This is a genomic window from Streptomyces sp. HUAS CB01, from assembly GCF_030406905.1.
Taxonomy (GTDB): domain Bacteria; phylum Actinomycetota; class Actinomycetes; order Streptomycetales; family Streptomycetaceae; genus Streptomyces; species Streptomyces chengbuensis.
On sequence record NZ_CP129137.1, the window covers coordinates 6,350,802 to 6,366,109 of the forward strand.

The 15,308-nt window shown below is 73.8% G+C and carries 13 protein-coding genes and 1 pseudogene; 5 read left to right on the top strand and 9 right to left on the bottom strand.

What is annotated here, in order from left to right; all coding sequences use genetic code 11:
• The first annotated feature begins 127 nt into the window (after positions 1–127).
• On the top strand, positions 128–2,059 hold the full coding sequence (locus QRN89_RS27950; RefSeq protein ID WP_290353888.1) for an NAD-binding protein: 1,932 nt from the start codon (positions 128–130) through the stop codon (positions 2,057–2,059).
• 386 nt (positions 2,060–2,445) lie between these two features.
• A complete protein-coding gene (locus QRN89_RS27955) occupies positions 2,446–2,715 on the top strand; it encodes a hypothetical protein (RefSeq protein WP_290352176.1) in 270 nt (89 codons plus the stop codon).
• Between the two features lie 313 nt (positions 2,716–3,028).
• Here the strand turns inward: QRN89_RS27955 and QRN89_RS27960 are convergent, their stop codons facing one another.
• Together QRN89_RS27960 and QRN89_RS27965 are read right to left on the bottom strand one after the other, a co-directional pair.
• Entirely contained in the window at positions 3,029–4,453 is a 1,425-nt protein-coding gene (locus QRN89_RS27960) for a flotillin family protein (protein WP_290352177.1), read from the bottom strand.
• A gap of 69 nt (positions 4,454–4,522) precedes the next feature.
• Positions 4,523–5,032 carry an NfeD C-terminal domain-containing protein gene (locus QRN89_RS27965; RefSeq protein ID WP_290352178.1) on the bottom strand — a complete coding sequence of 170 codons (510 nt, stop codon included), beginning with the start codon at positions 5,030–5,032 and terminating at the stop codon, positions 4,523–4,525.
• Between the two features lie 453 nt (positions 5,033–5,485).
• Between QRN89_RS27965 and QRN89_RS27970 the strand changes: the two genes are divergently transcribed.
• Positions 5,486–6,778, top strand: a complete 1,293-nt coding sequence (locus QRN89_RS27970; protein WP_290352179.1) for an LCP family protein — start codon at positions 5,486–5,488, stop codon at positions 6,776–6,778.
• Between the two features lie 63 nt (positions 6,779–6,841).
• On the opposite strand, the gene QRN89_RS27975 is transcribed toward QRN89_RS27970, so the two are convergent.
• The 5 genes from QRN89_RS27975 to QRN89_RS27995 form a co-directional block, all read right to left on the bottom strand.
• Positions 6,842–7,114, bottom strand: coding sequence for a DUF6510 family protein (locus QRN89_RS27975; protein WP_290352180.1), 273 nt, complete (start codon positions 7,112–7,114; stop codon positions 6,842–6,844).
• 55 nt (positions 7,115–7,169) lie between these two features.
• Positions 7,170–7,880: an FAD-binding oxidoreductase gene (locus QRN89_RS27980; protein ID WP_290352181.1), complete on the bottom strand. Its 711-nt coding sequence runs from the start codon at positions 7,878–7,880 to the stop codon at positions 7,170–7,172.
• A gap of 2 nt (positions 7,881–7,882) precedes the next feature.
• Positions 7,883–8,482 (bottom strand): sulfite oxidase-like oxidoreductase, encoded by a 600-nt coding sequence (locus QRN89_RS27985; RefSeq protein ID WP_290352182.1) that lies wholly within the window; start codon positions 8,480–8,482, stop codon positions 7,883–7,885.
• A 131-nt stretch (positions 8,483–8,613) separates the two neighbouring features.
• Positions 8,614–9,087 (bottom strand): SRPBCC family protein, encoded by a 474-nt coding sequence (locus QRN89_RS27990; RefSeq protein ID WP_290352183.1) that lies wholly within the window; start codon positions 9,085–9,087, stop codon positions 8,614–8,616.
• Positions 9,088–9,504: 417 nt separating this feature from the next.
• A complete protein-coding gene (locus QRN89_RS27995) occupies positions 9,505–10,488 on the bottom strand; it encodes a DUF8832 domain-containing protein (protein WP_290352184.1) in 984 nt (327 codons plus the stop codon).
• Between the two features lie 239 nt (positions 10,489–10,727).
• On the opposite strand from QRN89_RS27995, the gene QRN89_RS28000 reads away from it, so the two are divergent.
• Positions 10,728–12,989, top strand: coding sequence for a heavy metal translocating P-type ATPase (locus tag QRN89_RS28000; protein WP_290352185.1), 2,262 nt, complete (start codon positions 10,728–10,730; stop codon positions 12,987–12,989).
• Between the two features lie 190 nt (positions 12,990–13,179).
• Positions 13,180–13,437: a hypothetical protein gene (locus QRN89_RS28005; RefSeq protein WP_290352186.1), complete on the top strand. Its 258-nt coding sequence runs from the start codon at positions 13,180–13,182 to the stop codon at positions 13,435–13,437.
• 348 nt (positions 13,438–13,785) lie between these two features.
• Here the strand turns inward: QRN89_RS28005 and QRN89_RS28010 are convergent, their stop codons facing one another.
• Together QRN89_RS28010 and QRN89_RS28015 are read right to left on the bottom strand one after the other, a co-directional pair.
• Positions 13,786–14,343, bottom strand: coding sequence for a DUF4396 domain-containing protein (locus QRN89_RS28010; RefSeq protein WP_290352187.1), 558 nt, complete (start codon positions 14,341–14,343; stop codon positions 13,786–13,788).
• 160 nt (positions 14,344–14,503) lie between these two features.
• A pseudogene (locus QRN89_RS28015) lies at positions 14,504–15,012 on the bottom strand (DUF305 domain-containing protein).
• Positions 15,013–15,308: the final 296 nt, after the last annotated feature.

Below are 15,308 nucleotides of genomic sequence, written 5' to 3' on the forward strand. Positions count from 1 at the left end.
CCCCGCCGGCCCGGCTCGCGCGGGGACGCAGCCCGAGGGCCGACCGGCCTTCGTCGCCGATGTGTTGAGGTGCGCCTCAGGTGGGCGACACGGCAATGTATGGCATGTGCATCCCATTCCTCAGCAGATGCGGCGCCCGGCCGGCCACATGCTCGTCAGCGGTGACGACGCCCTCGCCCATCGGCTCGCCGGCGAACTCCGCGACGTCTACCGGCAGCAGGTGACGCTGCTCGTGCCGCCCAGCCGCTCGTCCAGGACCCCTCCCGCGGACGCGAACGCTCCCTCGGGCGGCCGGGCCCTCGCCCTGCTCGGCAGGGTGTCGGCAGGCATCACCCGTACGGGAGGGAGCCGCGCGGCCGTGAACGGCGGGGGCGGTCGTCCGGACGAGATGACCGTCGTCGAGACCGACGACCTCGACGACCTCGCGCTCCGGGAAGCCGGGGTGGAGACCGCGCAGGCACTCGCCCTGGTGCACGAGGACGACGAGACCAACATCCGTGCCGCACTCACCGCCCGCCGGCTGAACCCCCGCCTGCGTCTGGTGATCCGCCTCTACAACCGCAAGCTCGGCCAGCACCTGGAGGAACTTCTCGACCAGGCAGCCGTCCTCGCCGTCCCCGGGATGGCCGCGGACGACATCGACTCCTCCACCACCGTCCTGTCCGACGCCGACACCGCCGCTCCCGCGCTCGCCGCCACGGCCGTCACCGGTACCAGCAAGATCGTCCAGGCCGACGGGCTGCTCCTGCGCGCGGCCGAGAGGCCCCCGCCGGGGCGCGGTGAGACGGGGGATCCGGGACTGTGCACACTGGCGCTGCTGTCCTCCACGAGCAGCGACCCCGCAGGCGTGGAGGGAGCCGACGGCAGCGGATCCGACGGACCGCTCCTGCTGCCGGACGACGGGGCCGTCGCCGCGGCGTCCGGCCGGGGCACGATCGTGCTCGAAGCCGTCACCGGACCGGAAGCCGTGCCCGGGAGCCGGCTGAGCGGTCCCGCCCTGCCCTTCCGGGAACTCCTCTCGCGCCGAGTGCGCTGGTCGTTCGCCGGTGTCGGCGCGGCCGTCACCGCCCTGGCCGTCGCGTCCTGGCTCACCACGGGCGACCATCCCCTCCACGCCGCCTACGTCACGCTCCTCGACCTCTTCTCCATCAACGACCCCGCGGTCGGCGAGGACACCGACCGACAGGTCCTCCAGCTGCTCACCGGGCTCGTGGGCCTGCTCCTGCTGCCCCTGCTCGTCGCCGCGGTGCTGGAAGCGCTCAGCTCCTTCCGCTCGGCGACCGCCCTGCGCCGGCCGCCGAGAGGGCTGAACGGGCACGTCGTCCTGCTGGGTCTGGGCAAGATCGGCACCCGTGTCCTCGCCCGGTTGCGTGAACTCGGCACGCCCGTCGTCTGTGTCGAGAACGATCCCGAAGCGCGCGGAGTCGCGCTCGCCCGGAGACTGCGCGTTCCCGTGATCATCGGGGACGTCACGCAGGAGGGTGTGCTCGAGGCGGCCAGAACCCACCGGGCCCACGCCCTGCTCGCCCTCACGAGCTCCGACACCACCAATCTCGAGGCGGCGCTGTACGCCCGCTCGATCGCCCCCGATCTCCGGGTGGCGCTGCGGCTGTACGACGACGACTTCGCCACCGCCGTCTACCGGACGCTGCGCGCCGCGCACCCCGGGGCGCTCACCCGCAGCAGGAGCGTGACGTCGCTCTCCGCGCCCGCCTTCGCCGGTGCCATGATGGGCCGTCAGGTGCTCGGGGCGATCTCCGTCGAGCGCCGGGTCCTGCTCTTCGCCGCGCTCGAGGTGGCCGACCTGCCGCAGCTGGAGGGCCGCACCATCGCCGAAGCGGTCCGCCCGGGCATGTGGCGGGTGCTGGCCCTGGACATGAAGGCACCGGGCGACCGGCGTCCGGATCTCTCCGCGGCCCCGCCCGACGACGGGACGGAACACACGACCGATCTGCTCTTCGACCTCCACCCGGGGCATCTGCTGCGTCCCGGCGACCGGGTGGTCGTCGCCGCCACGCGCCGTGGCCTGGCGGAACTCCTCGGGCACCGGACCCGGTAGTCCGCGTTCCGGGCAGTCGGCGCTGCCGTCGTGCGCTTTGCTCGTGGGCCTTGCGGGGGTCCGCGTCGTGCCGGTGGGCCCTGGAGTGGTTCGCGTTCCGCTCGTGGGTCCCTGGACGATCCGCGCGGCCGTGGGGCAGGTCGAGCCGGTGGGGCGGCTATGTGGACGGGCTGGCCCCCGGCTGCGGCGGGGTCCGTAGGCGCGCGTACGGCGCGTCTGTGGTGGACTCGTCCTGTCGGCAGGGGCACCGCCCGCCCCGGCCGCCCGATCCGCCGCAGGCAGTACCGGAACCGACGGACAGGGGGGATGGTGAGGCGGACGGGATGCGGCGGCCGCCGGTGGGACGGTGCCGCCCCCGCCGTCCTCGAGCGCATCGGAGGGACACCGTGAACGGCTCCGCCTCGCTTCTGACCGTCGCCCTCGTGGCCGCCGCACTCGTGATCAGGACGGCCGTCGCGGAGCTGCGCAACCCCGGAAGCGCCCGTGCGCGGTGGGCCGTCGCCTCCCGCACCCGGGCCGTCACCGCGGGGGCGGTGACGGCGGCCGTGCTCGGAGTCGTCGGCTGGCGGTACGCGGGCCACGGCGCGGTGGCCTGGGCCGTTCTCGCGGGAGCGCTGGTCGTGGTCGTCGTGGACCGCCGCCCGCCCCCGGAGTGAACGCCCGCTGCCGCACCACCCGAGGACCGCAACGGCGCTGCCCGGCGGAGGCGCGCGCCACCCAGCCACACGACGCGCCCTCCACGAGGTGCGCGCTCAGGGGCGGTCGGGTCCACGGCGGGCCGGCCCCCCCGGCCTGCGCGGGGGCGGGGCCGGCCCGCGCCGGGTCGGGTTCTCCGCCCGCGTGTTCCTTCCCGGTCGCGTCGGGCGGGCTTTCCCGGAGGCTGCCGGGCCTGCCTTCCCGGCGGGCGCCGGGTGGTCCCGGAGCCGGCCGGGCGGGCCGTCGCCCCGGTCGACCGCCCGACGCCCCCCGTCAGCCGGTGATCTCGACCGCGCCGTTCTCCGCGGACTTGCCGCGCTCCCGCTTCGGGCCCTTCTGCGTGATGCCCCGCAGCAGCTCGGCGAGGTCGACCCCCGTGGTGGAACCCAGGAGTTCCAGACCCTGGGCGACGTTGTCCGCCACGGCGCGCGGCAGCTTGCCGGCTCCGTCGGTGGAGATGACGGTCATCTTGTCGATCGCGCCGAGCGGTTCGGCCGCCTTGCCGACCACCTGAGGCAGCACCTCGACGAGCATCTGCAGCACCGCGGCGTCGCCGTACCGGTCGAAGGCGTCGGCCTTCTTCTGCATGGCCTCCGCCTCGGCGGATCCCCTCGCGGCGATGGCGGCTGCCTCCGCCTCGCCCTCGATACGGACCGCGTCGGCGAGCGCCGCGCGGTGCGCCTTCTCGCCCTCACCGGTCAGGCGGGCCCGCTGCGCATCGGCCTCGGCCTGCTTCACCAGGGCGACACGACGCGCCTCGGCCTCCTGCTCGGCCTGGTAGCGGGCCGCGTCGGCCGGCTTGCGGACCTGGGTGTCGAGCTCCCTGTCCGTCAGCGCCGCCCGGCGCTCCGCGACCTTCTCCTGCTGGCTGAGGATCTCCTGCTGCCGGTCGGCCTCGGCGAGCGGTCCCGCCGCCGCGGCCTTCGCGGCGGCCTCGTCCGTCTCCGCCTTGATCTCGGCCTGCTTGAGCGCGAACGTCCGCTGCGCGACGGCGATCTCCTCCTCGGCCTTCAGCCGCGCCTGCTCCGAGGCCCGCCGGGCCACGGCCTCGGCGATGTCGGCCTCCTGCTTGGCCCGCGCCGCTTCCGGGCGCCCGAGGTCCTCGAGGTAGGAACCCTCGGTGGTGATGTCCTGGATCTGGAACGCGTCCAGCACCAGGCCCTGGCCCGAGAGACTGGCCTCGGCCTCCTCCGCGACCTGGCCGGCGAAGGCGGCCCGGTCCCGGATGATGTCCTCCACCGACATCCGGCCGACGATGGAGCGCAGCGCTCCGGAGAGCACTTCCTGGGTGAAGCCGACGATGCCGTTCTGCTGGACGAGGAAGCGCTGGGCGGCGGCCCGGATGGAGTCCTCGGACCCGCCCACCTTGACGATCGCCACGCCCTCCAGATTGGCCTTGATGCCGCGCAGCGTGACCGCGCCGCGCACGGCGACGGGGATGTGCCTGCTGGAGAGGTCGAGGGTGAACCTCTGCTGCACGAACGGGACGACGAAGACGCCGCCGCCGACGACGACCTTCTGGCCGCTGTTGTCGGTGAAGACCCGTCCGGTCTCGGGATCGGTGGACTTCTTGCCGCGCCGGCCCGTGATGATGAACGCCTCACTGGGGCCGGCGACCTTGTACCGCGTGACCACGACGAGGGCCAGCAGTACGAGGAGTACGGCGACTCCCACCACGGCGATGACGACTGGATTCATGGTGCTCCCCCCTGCCTCCCTGGGGCGGCAGATCACGTGGGTCGAATGGACGGGCGCCGGGGTGGATCGTCAGCGCTCGACGGGGCGGACGAGGACGGACGTGGCCGACAGGGCGGCCTCCACCCACACCTCCGCGCCCCGCCGGACAGGCGTGGCGGACCTGGCGGCGTACTTCACGGGCTGCCCGGCCACCAGCAGCAGCACCTCGCCGTAGCCGTCGGCCGGGATGGCGGTCACCACGGATCCTCCGGTGCCGAGGAGGTCCTCCCCCCGGGGAGCGGCCGCGGTCCGGTCCGCCATGAGTGCGCTGCTGAGCCGCCAGGTCAGCCTGGCCGCGAGCAGGCCGGCGAGCACTCCCGCCACCGTGGCGGCGGTCGTACCGAGACCCGTCGTGCCCAGCACGATCGCGCCGGTGAAGCCGAGCATCGAGACGAACCCGGCGATCGCAGGAAGCGACAGCCAGCCGTCGAACATGCCGCCCAGCGCCCCGTCGAGGACACCTTCCAGCACCCCGTCGAGGACGAGCGAGAGCGCCAGGAGGACGATCCCCGCGATGCCGAGGCCGAGAAACAAACCCATACCAGTACACCCCCCTGACCACCGGTCACCCCGCCGGCCGCATGGTCTCACGCACAACGAGCCGATCTCATTGCCGTGTTACGGCAGTCTTGACGACTTCTTGATGCCGTCCTCTCCGCGGCGCCGGGTCCCATCGGTGAGGCTCCCCCTCCGGGCGGCGGAGCGGGCGGCCGGCAGTCCGCCGAACCCGCACTCCACACGCCTTCCCCTGCCCGGGTGTCGCCGCGGCCCGATGCCTTCTACACGGAAGTAGAGTGCTGGGACCTTGCCGTGCCGCCGAGAGCGCGTACCGACGACGGGCGGGCGCCGACCCGTCCGGGGCAGTGGAGGGACGTCGACGTGAGTGATGCGCCCGGGCAGCACCCGGCGAAGACCCGAACGACCCCGACGGCGGCTCCGGTCCGCGGTCCCTCCCGCCCTCGTACCCGGCGCGGCCGGAGGGTGTCGTGGGCCGTGTCGGCGCTGGCCGCGCTGCTCGCCGTCACCGCGGCCGCCGGTGTCTGGGTCTACCGCGACCTGCAGGGCAACATCCACTCCGCGGACGTGGACAACAAGATCGGCGACGACCGGCCGCCCAACATGAGTCCCGGCTCCAAGAACATCCTCGTGGTGGGCTCCGACTCCCGGGCGGGAGCCAACGCCCAGTACGGCAGGGGCCTGTCCACCATGCAGTCCGACACGCTGCTGGTCCTTCACCTCGCCGCGAACCGGAAATGGGCGACCGTGGTGTCCTTCCCCCGGGACTCATGGGTGAAGGTGCCGGCGTGCGACCGCGGTGACGGCAGCACCTCCGGACCCCACCACGCCAAGATCAACGAGGCGTTCGCCATCGGGGGCGCCGGGGGCGAGGTCGCCGGAGCCGCCGCCTGCGCGATCAAGACGGTCGAGCAGAACACGGGACTGCGCATCGACCACTTCATGTCGGTCGACTTCCAGGGGTTCAAGGGCATGGTCAACGCCCTCGACGGGATGGAGGTCTGTCCCACGGCCGCGATCCGCGACAGGAAGGCCCGCCTCGACATCCCCGCCGGCTGTCAGACCGTGAGGGACGAGGAGGCCCTGGGCTACGTCCGTGCGCGGTACGGCGTCGGCGACGGCTCCGACCTCGGCCGCATCGGCCGGCAGCAGGAGTTCATGCGCGCCCTCGCCGACCGGGCCCAGGAGAAGCTGACCAGCCCCGGCGCGATGTACGGGCTGCTGGAGTCCGCCACGAAGTCGCTCACCACGGACAAGGGACTCGCGGGAATCCAGCCCCTGTACGGTCTCGCCTCCCGGCTCAAGGCGATCCCGCCCGGCCGGCTGACGTTCGTGACCGTGCCCAACTACCCCCGCAGCATGGACGTGCCGTCCGACACGGCGAACGTCGTCTGGCAGTACCCGGAGGCCGCCGACCTGTTCACGGCGCTCGCCCGGGACGAGGAAGTCCGCAAGGAGGCGTTCGCGGACGCCCGGGCGAACCCCCTGTACGCGAGCGCCGTCCGGGTACGGGTGCTCAACGGCACCGGCACTCCGGGCCTCGCCGGCGAGGTCGCCCGGTCGCTGCGCCGGGCCGGATTCACCATCACCGGAACCGGCAACGCTCCCTCGCCGTCGGCCCGGACGTCGGTCACCCACCCGGCCGGACTCGGGCAGCAGGCCCGCGCGCTGGCCTCCCGGCTGCCCGGGGCCTCCGTCACGGAGAGCGCCGAGGCGCCGGAAGGGCTGGTCACCCTGACCGTGGGGGACGACATCGAAGGAATGCCGTGAGCCGCGATCCCGTGCGGCCCGGGGACCGGGCCGCACGGGGCTCGTACCCTGGCCCGACCCCCCTCACGCGGTACGGAAGCGGAACGCGCCCGTGGCGCCGCCCATGGTCAGCCAGACGTGGCCGGACTCCTTCACGAGCCTGAGCGCGACCCGGGCGCAGCCGGGGCAGCGGGCCGTGAGCCCCGGTTCGGGCCCGTAGACGTGGAGTTGGGCGAGGGGCCCGGCCATGGCGCACGTGGGGCAGCGCCACCAGGCCTGGGTGGGCTCGACGGAGAGGATCTCCGAGAGCGGGCCGGCCAGCCAGTTGCCGTCGCGGTGGAGGGGTGTGTCTCCCATGGCGTCCTCCCGGAGGGAATGAGTGGGCATCGGCCGGGTCCGGCGTGAGGCGCCGTCACCCGAAGCGTTCGGTGCGGATCGTGGCGGGGTCGCGGCCCAGGGCCACGAGCTGGTCGCTGACGGTCTCGACGAAGGCGGTGGGACCGCACACGAAGACGGCCCCGGCCCCCGCGAGCCGCGAGACGTGCCCGCGCAGGTCGTCGGCGGAGACACGGCCCGGCGCCCGGGTGCTGCCCGGGGCGGCCTTCCGGGTGTACAGGACGTCGACGTCCAGACGGTCGGACCCGCCGGTGAGCAGCTCGCGGTACCAGAAGTCCTCGGGGGTGCGCACCGAGTACACCAGCTGGAAGTCGCTGGCGGACTTCTCCTCACGGTGGGCACGGATCATGGCCGTCAGCGGGACGACGCCCGAGCCGCCGCCGACCAGGAGCACCGGACCGGTCTGTCCGGGCCGCCAGACGAACCAGTAGCCGAGGGGCCCGCGCACCTCCACGTCGGCGCCCAGCGGGAGCCCGTCGGCGAGATACGGCGAGACCTCCCCGTCGGCGACGGCCTGCACGCCGAGTTCGACGCGTTCCCCGTCGGGCGGCGCGGCGAGCGAGTAGCTGCGCGCGGCCTGGTAGCCGTCGTCGGCGGTGAGCCGTACGTCCACGTGCTGGCCGGGGAGGTGTCCGGGCCAGCCCGGCACCGTGAAGGTCAGCGAACGGGCGGTGGCGGTCTGCGGCACGCGCTCCACGAGGTGGGCGCGGCGCCATGCGGCGGCCATCGTCAGTCGTCCCAGGTGCGCTGTTCGCGCCACGGGTCGCCGTAGTTGTGGTAGCCGACGCTCTCCCAGAAGCCGGGCTCGTCCTCGAGCGTGAGCCGCAGCTCCCGTACCCACTTCGCCGACTTCCAGAAGTACAGGTGCGGCACCAGCAGCCGTGCGGGGCCGCCGTGTTCGGGGGACAGCGGGTAGCCGTCGTAGGTGTGGACGATCCACGCCTTGCCGTCGAGGAGGTCCTCGAGCGGCAGGTTGGTGGTGTAGCCGCCGTGGCTGACCGCGACGGCGTGGTCCGCGGCGGTCTCGACGTCCTCCAGGAACGCGTCGACCGGGACGCCCCGCCACGGGGTGTCGAACTTCGACCACCGCGTCACGCAGTGGATGTCGTGGACCGTGTCCTCCTGGGGCAGCGCCATCATCTCGTCCCACGTCCAGCTGCGGGATTCGCCGCTCTCGTTGGTCACGGTGAAGGTCCACGTGTCCGTCGGCACGCGGGGGGTGGGGCCGGCCGACAGGACGGGGAAGGACTCCGTCGGGTACTGCCCGGGAGGGAGCTTCTCCGCCAGACCGCGGCCTCGACCGTGAAAGCCGGGTGAGTAGGTACCCATACCGTCGCCTCCTGAGCACCGTTTCCGGTCGGGCCGGGCACGGAGGACGCCGCCTGCGCGGCGCGGGCGCGCCCCGGCCGTCGTGAGTGGTCTCAGGTTCCAGTGTCGGAGGGCGGGGACGGCACGACCACTCAGGCGGCCGCCGTCGCGCCGGCGACACCCGCGGCGGCCGGCGTGGTCCGCTCCACGGTCCGGGCCAGGTTCGCCAGCAGATTGCGGTGCCGTAGTTGGATGAAGACTTCCAGGGGCGCCACGTGGACGGTGCCGCCGAAGCCACGCAGCGGGTGCTCGTCCACGATGACCAGGGTCTGCTCACCCCAGGTGCGCAGTTCGATGCTGACACGGGCCGTGCCCAGCCGGCCGCTGTGGGCTTCCAGCTCCAGCCAGTCGGGGGGCTCGTGGCGCCGTACGACGGTGTAGCCCTCGTAGGACCAGCGGCCGACGGCGATCGTGTAGGCCAGGGCGGTTCCCACCGCGGGCCACTGCTCGTCGATCGGCCTCGTCGACGCCACCCCGGTGACCCAGTCGCCGTAGAGCCGGGGGTTCTCCAGCACGGTCCACACCGCTTCCCGGGACCGTCCGATGACGCGGTGCCGTACGGCCATGGCAGCGCCTTTCGCTCGTGTCCGCCCCCGAGGCGCGGGGCGCGGGGCGCGGACATCGTGGGAGCCGGCCTTCCGGTGCGGCCGGGGGACGCGCGCGCCCGGCGCGGTGCCGTACGCGCCCGTGCGTACGGGGCGGGTGTGCGCGGTCCGCCCCGCCCCGGACGGCTTGTGGAACGCCGGACCAGCTTGCCGAAGGGGGAGGATTCCGGCAACAGGAGACAGGTCGGGCACGGGCCGCCCGCCGGTGCCCTGCCGGGCCCTGGGCCGTGTGGCGACAGTCCCTCCCGGCCCGCGACGCCTGGCACGCCCGCTCGCTGCGTTGTCGGAGTCATCCGCGTACGTCCAGTACGAGGATGATCCTCCGTCCTGCGATCGCACGCACCGGACGCCGCAGACCCTGCCCCGGGGCGGACGGAGCTACTTTCGCCACACGGCCTGGTGCGGGTGAGCGGTGTCGTCGTGCGCCGGCGCCGACGGGACCTCCGGCAGGTCCGTGCCGGGTGGCGCCGCCTCGCCGGCCCGCACGGTGAACGCGGCGGTGCGGACGGTGCCGTCGTGCTTGAAGTCCAGGAACAGGCGGTACGTCCCCGCGCTCGGGGCCGTGGCCGTGAAGGAGACGGCCGGGCCGGGCCGGGTCCTGCCGTCGCCCGGTGCGCCCGCGGGGTGGACGTGGAGGTAGGCGAGGTCGCCGGAGCGCAGGGCCACGAGGTGGCCGTAGGCGCCGAGGTGCGGCTCCAGGTCGGTCACCGGGCGGCCGTCGCGGGTGACGTCCAGCCGGAGCTCCCCGGACGTGCCCGGTCGCAGTTCCCCGGCCAGGGTGACGGTGTAGCCGTCCACGACGGCCGTGGTGTTCGGGCGGGGTGCCGGTGGCGGGGCGTAGGGGCCGGCGGCGACGAGGTCCGCGCCGAGGGTGAGGCCCTCGGCGCCCTCGGCGGCGGGGGTGAAGTCGGCGAAGACCCGGTAGCCGCCGGCTGCGGGCAGGGTGACCGGGGCGCTCCAGGTGCCGTCGGCGGCCTGGACGGGATGCAGATGCCGGTAGGTGAGCAGATCACGGGAGGCGACGATGAGATGGAGTTCCTTCCCGTGGTCGCGCTCGAAGGCGGTGACCGGCCGACCGGACGCGTCGCGAATGGCGAAGCGCAGATCGGTGCCGCGCCCGGCGGTGAGGTGCGGGGTCCTCAGATCGAGCGTGTAGCCCCTTTCGGAGATCTGCAGACCCGAGGGCACGGCGGCGTCGGACTGCGCGCTGCCGCTGCCCGGTCCGGGGGAGTCGTGCGCGGCGTGGGCGGCCGGAGGGGACCCGGCGGGCACCGGACCTACGGCGGTGCCGACGCCGTAGGCGGCGGCGAAGGACGCGGCCAGGGCGGCGCCGAACGCGCCGGCCTTCCAGATCGTGTGCATCGCGTTTCTCCTTCGCGGTTCGCGGGCCCCTTCGGCTTCCTCTGACCATATACCCCTCTGGGGTATAAGCGTCGAGGTGCGGTCGCCTTGCCGCCGGATAGGGGTAGGGGGTATGTATGACGCCGACGCCAAGTGTACCCCTGGGGGGTATATAGTCTGCAGAGGTAGGATCGGGCGCCGGACGAGGGGAGCCCCGCCGGCGGCCGGCCCCGCCCCCATCCACGAGCTCAGGAGCAGGGATGACTGCCACGGTCCACGGCACCGCCGAGGTCGAACTCGCGATCGGCGGCATGACCTGCGCCTCGTGCGCCGCCCGTGTCGAGAAGAAGCTGAACCGCATGGACGGCGTGGAGGCCACGGTCAACTACGCCACCGAGAAGGCGAGGATCTCGTACCGCGACGACGAGGTCTCCGTCCGCGACCTCATCGCCACCGTCGAGGCGACCGGCTACACCGCGACCGAGCCCCCGCCGCCCCGAACCCGGCCTGGCGACGGAGACGGTGACGGCGGGACCGGCCCCGAGGACGAGCTGCGTCCGCTGCGGCAGCGGCTGGTCACCGCCGTCGTGCTGTCGGTGCCCGTCGTCGCGATGGCGATGGTCCCGGCCCTGCAGATCGAGTACTGGCAGTGGCTCTCGCTCACCCTGGCCGCACCCGTGGTGACGTACGCGGCCTGGCCGTTCCACCGCGCCGCACTCACCAACGCCCGGCACGGGGCCGCCACCATGGACACCCTCGTCTCGGTCGGCACCTCGGCGGCGTTCCTGTGGTCGCTGTGGGCCCTGTTCCTCGGCACCGCGGGCGAGCCCGGCATGACCCACGGCTTCGAGCCGACCATCGCCCGCAGCGACGGCGCGGGGAACATCTACCTCGAGGCCGCCGCAGGGGTCACCGCGTTCATCCTGGCCGGCCGCTACTTCGAGGCCCGCTCCAAGCGCCGGGCCGGTGCCGCGCTCAGGGCCCTCGTGGAACTCGGCGCGAAGGACGTGACCGTGCTGCGCGACGGCGGCGAACAACTCGTCCCCGTCGCGGAACTGGCCGTGGGCGACCGCTTCGTGGTGCGCCCGGGCGAGAAGATCGCCACCGACGGCACCGTCGTCGAAGGCTCCTCCGCCGTGGACGCGTCCATGCTCACGGGCGAGTCCGTACCCGTGGAGGTGTCGGTCGGCGACCCCGTCACCGGAGCCACGCTGAACGCCGGCGGCCGGCTCGTCGTCGAGGCCCGCCGGGTCGGCGGCGACACCCAGCTGGCGCGCATGGCGAAGCTGGTCGAGGACGCGCAGAACGGCAAGGCCGCGGCGCAGCGGCTGGCCGACCGGATCTCCGCCGTCTTCGTGCCCGTGGTGATCGCCCTGGCCGTGGGCACGCTCGGCTTCTGGCTCGGCGGCGGGGCGGGCTGGACGGCCGCGTTCACCGCCGCGGTCGCGGTGCTCATCATCGCCTGCCCCTGCGCACTCGGACTGGCCACGCCCACCGCGCTCATGGTGGGCACGGGGCGCGGCGCCCAGCTCGGCATCCTGATCAAGGGGCCCGAGGTGCTGGAGAACACGCGCAGGGTCGACACGATCGTCCTCGACAAGACCGGCACCGTGACCACCGGCAGGATGACCCTGCTCGGCGTCCGCACCGCCGAGGGGACCGACGAGACCGAGGCGCTGCGGCTGGCGGGTGCCCTGGAGCACGCCTCCGAGCACCCCGTCGCCCGGGCCGTCGCGACCGGAGCGGCCGAACGGGTCGGGGCGCTCCCGGTGCCGGAGGACTTCGTCAACGTCCCCGGCCTCGGCGTACAGGGCGTCGTCGACGGACACGCCGTCCTCGTCGGCCGTGAACGGCTGCTCGCCGAGTGGGCCATCGCGCTCCCGGCCGAGCTGGAGCAGGTCAGGGCCCGGGCGGAGGCCGCGGGCCGGACGGCGGTCACGGTGGCGTGGGACGGCGAGGCGCGGGCGGTGCTGGAGGTCGCCGACGCGGTCAGGCCGACCAGCGCCGAGGCGGTCCGGCGACTGCGCGCCCTCGGGCTGACGCCGATCCTGCTGACCGGCGACAACAAGGCGGTCGCCGAGTCGGTCGCGGCGGAGGTCGGCATCGAGCGGGTCGTCGCGGAGGTCATGCCCGAGGACAAGGTCGACGTGGTGCGCCGGCTGCAGCAGGAGGGCCGGACGGTGGCGATGGTCGGCGACGGGGTCAACGACGCGGCGGCGCTCGCCCAGGCGGACCTCGGACTCGCGATGGGCACCGGAACCGACGCCGCGATCGAGGCGGGGGACCTGACGCTGGTGCGCGGCGACCTGAGGGCGGCCGCGGACGCGATCCGGCTGTCGCGCAGGACGCTCGGCACGATCAAGGGCAACCTCTTCTGGGCCTTCGCCTACAACGTCGCCGCGCTCCCGCTCGCCGCAGCAGGACTGCTGAACCCGATGATCGCGGGCGCGGCGATGGCGTTCTCCTCCGTCTTCGTCGTCGGCAACAGCCTGCGTCTGAGGGGCTTCCGCCCGGCGGACTGAGGCCCCGCGGGGACACACCGCCGTGGCGTCGGCGAGGGTGGTGACACCTCGCGGGCGCCACGGCGGCGTTCTGTCGCCGTCGGTGCGCGGAGTGCGCCGGCGGGTAAGGACCGGCGACCCGGCCCGATGGCGACTCGTCGGGCGCCTTGGGCTCGCCGTCGGCGGTGGGGACGGAAGAAGGGGCACCGGGATGTGGGACGCGATCGAACTGTGGCTGCGCAGGGCCGGCGGGCCACTGCTGATCGGTGCGGTCATGACGGGCTGTGCGATCGCCCGTGACCGGTTGTGGCTGCCGTGGCGCGTCGTGGTTCTCCTCGGCGGCATCGCGGCGGTGGCCTGCTGCTGTGCCGAGACGTGGCGGCTGATCCGCTCCCGGGAACCGGCCGCGACGGTCCTGGACCGCCTGGAGGCGGCCGAGCGCGGGGAGGGCGGGGCGGGTCCCGCGTGACGGAGGCCGGTGAGCGCTGAGGTCGGCCGCCGTACGTGTCCGGCGGGCTGTGCGGCCGGCGATGACCGTGCTCAGCCGCGTACCGGCCACGGAGACGCGGTGAGGCTCCCGCCCGGACGCCGGAGGCCGGCCCGGACGGCAGGCGGGGGGTGCGCGACCGCGCCGAATTCCGGGCTGTCGCAGGGCCGACGCGCGGAAAAGGGCCGGGGGGTACGGAGCCGGGCCGCGCTCACGGAGAGGGTCCGGGGGTACGGAAACGGGCCGCCGGAGAGGTCCGGCGGCCCGTCGAAGACGATTTTCCGAGAGTGCGCGAGGCGTACGGCCCGAAGGGCGGAGTCGTGGCGCGCGTCAGTGGTACGCGTGGGCGACGGCGTGGCCCTTGCCGCGACCGATGAGCCACTTGTTGACCGGGGTCGTCACCACGAAGGCGACGACGAAGCCGCCCAGCAGCGAGGACCAGAACAGCGCGTCGGTCAGGTGTGCGTCCATCGCGCCCGGGACCAGGGCGATGATGCCGTTGTCGACGAGCTCCATGACGGCGATGGAGACCGTGTCGGCGGCCAGCGCGACCTTGACGGCACTCCTGAAGCTCACCCCGGCGCGCAGCACCGCGAACATCGTGAACGAGTAGCCGAAGAGGAACGCGAGCGTGATCGCGAGAGCCATCGTCGGCACGTTGTCCCACATCAGCGCCGTACCGATCACCATGCCGAGGATCTCACCCACGGCACAGCCGGTCAGGCAGTGCAGTGTCGCCTTCGCCGCCGTGCCCCAGGTGGCGCCGCCGTGCCCGTGGCCGGCGTGGTCATTGGGGCCGGCAGGGTCGCCGATACCGGCGGGCGAGCCGTGACCCTGATGCCCGGCCCGGTCGTGCGTGGCACCGGTGTGCCGGGAGGTGTGGTCCATGACGTCATCCCCATTTCGCGTCATTACCGTCCGGTGTGGCCCCCGTCCTCGGAGCCACGAGCTGGGTAACAGTATACCCCCTGGGGGTATTCCCGCATGGGGAACGGCGAGAAGACGGGGGAGGGGGTCCGGCTCGGACCCCCTCCCCTCGTCGCCGGGGTCAGTCCCGGCCGAGCAGCTTCCTCATCAGTGCGATCTCACCGCTCTGGGCGCTGATGATGTCGCCCGCCATCCTCTTCGCGGGCGGGTGGACGCCACCGGCCCGCTCGGCCTCGGCCATCGCCACCGCCCCCTCGTGGTGCTCGATCATCAGCTCCATGAAGGCGGTGTCGAACGCCTTGCCCGAGGAGGTCTCCAGCCGGGCCATCTGCCCGGCGCTCATCATCCCCTCCGCGCCGTGCGCGGAATGGTCCGTGCCGCCCACGCCGCGAGGTCCGCCATCTCCACCGCCTGCCGGTGGTGGGGGACCATGCCCTTCGCGAAGGCGACGTCGGCGGCGTTGTGCTTCCCGACGCCGGGGGAGGCCACCGCGGAGGGGGACGACGCCGCGTGACCGTTGTGGCGCTTCGGCGTCTCGCCGCTTCCTCCGCACGCGCCCAGGACGAGGGCGACGGCGCCGGTGGCGGCCACGGCGGTGGTACGGCGGACGAGTGAACGCTTGCTGTGCATGCTGGTGCAACTCCTTGTCGCGCGACCGGACTCGGGCGCGCGGGATCGCGGAAAGGGGCGTGCGAAGGCGCGGCGCCGCTCACCGGACGGGCCGGCGCGGGGGAGAGGTGCCGCGCGGGCCGCCCTATACGCGGAGGAGTTGCAGCTCGGCGAGGCCGGGCGGGGCGCGCCCGCCCGGCCTCGTCCGGCCGGCCCCGTCCGGCGCCGCGACCCTGGGCGCGGCGCCGAGCCCGGGGGCGCACGACCGGCCGGTGACCTCTGTGCGAAGGTCACCGGCCGGTCGCTCGGGCGCGCAG

What these genes read in the sequence shown, in the direction of transcription:
- QRN89_RS28005 (WP_290352186.1), top strand. Translation starts at nt 13,180, where the DNA reads ATGTGGGACGCGATCGAACTGTGGCTGCGCAGGGCCGGCGGGCCACTG.
- QRN89_RS28010 (WP_290352187.1), bottom strand. Translation starts at nt 14,343, where the DNA reads ATGGACCACACCTCCCGGCACACCGGTGCCACGCACGACCGGGCCGGG.
- QRN89_RS27960 (WP_290352177.1), bottom strand. Translation starts at nt 4,453, where the DNA reads ATGAATCCAGTCGTCATCGCCGTGGTGGGAGTCGCCGTACTCCTCGTA.
- QRN89_RS27990 (WP_290352183.1), bottom strand. Translation starts at nt 9,087, where the DNA reads ATGGCCGTACGGCACCGCGTCATCGGACGGTCCCGGGAAGCGGTGTGG.
- QRN89_RS28000 (WP_290352185.1), top strand. Translation starts at nt 10,728, where the DNA reads ATGACTGCCACGGTCCACGGCACCGCCGAGGTCGAACTCGCGATCGGC.
- QRN89_RS27950 (WP_290353888.1), top strand. Translation starts at nt 128, where the DNA reads ATGCGGCGCCCGGCCGGCCACATGCTCGTCAGCGGTGACGACGCCCTC.
- QRN89_RS27980 (WP_290352181.1), bottom strand. Translation starts at nt 7,880, where the DNA reads ATGGCCGCCGCATGGCGCCGCGCCCACCTCGTGGAGCGCGTGCCGCAG.
- QRN89_RS27995 (WP_290352184.1), bottom strand. Translation starts at nt 10,488, where the DNA reads ATGCACACGATCTGGAAGGCCGGCGCGTTCGGCGCCGCCCTGGCCGCG.
- QRN89_RS27965 (WP_290352178.1), bottom strand. Translation starts at nt 5,032, where the DNA reads ATGGGTTTGTTTCTCGGCCTCGGCATCGCGGGGATCGTCCTCCTGGCG.
- QRN89_RS27985 (WP_290352182.1), bottom strand. Translation starts at nt 8,482, where the DNA reads ATGGGTACCTACTCACCCGGCTTTCACGGTCGAGGCCGCGGTCTGGCG.
- QRN89_RS27975 (WP_290352180.1), bottom strand. Translation starts at nt 7,114, where the DNA reads ATGGGAGACACACCCCTCCACCGCGACGGCAACTGGCTGGCCGGCCCG.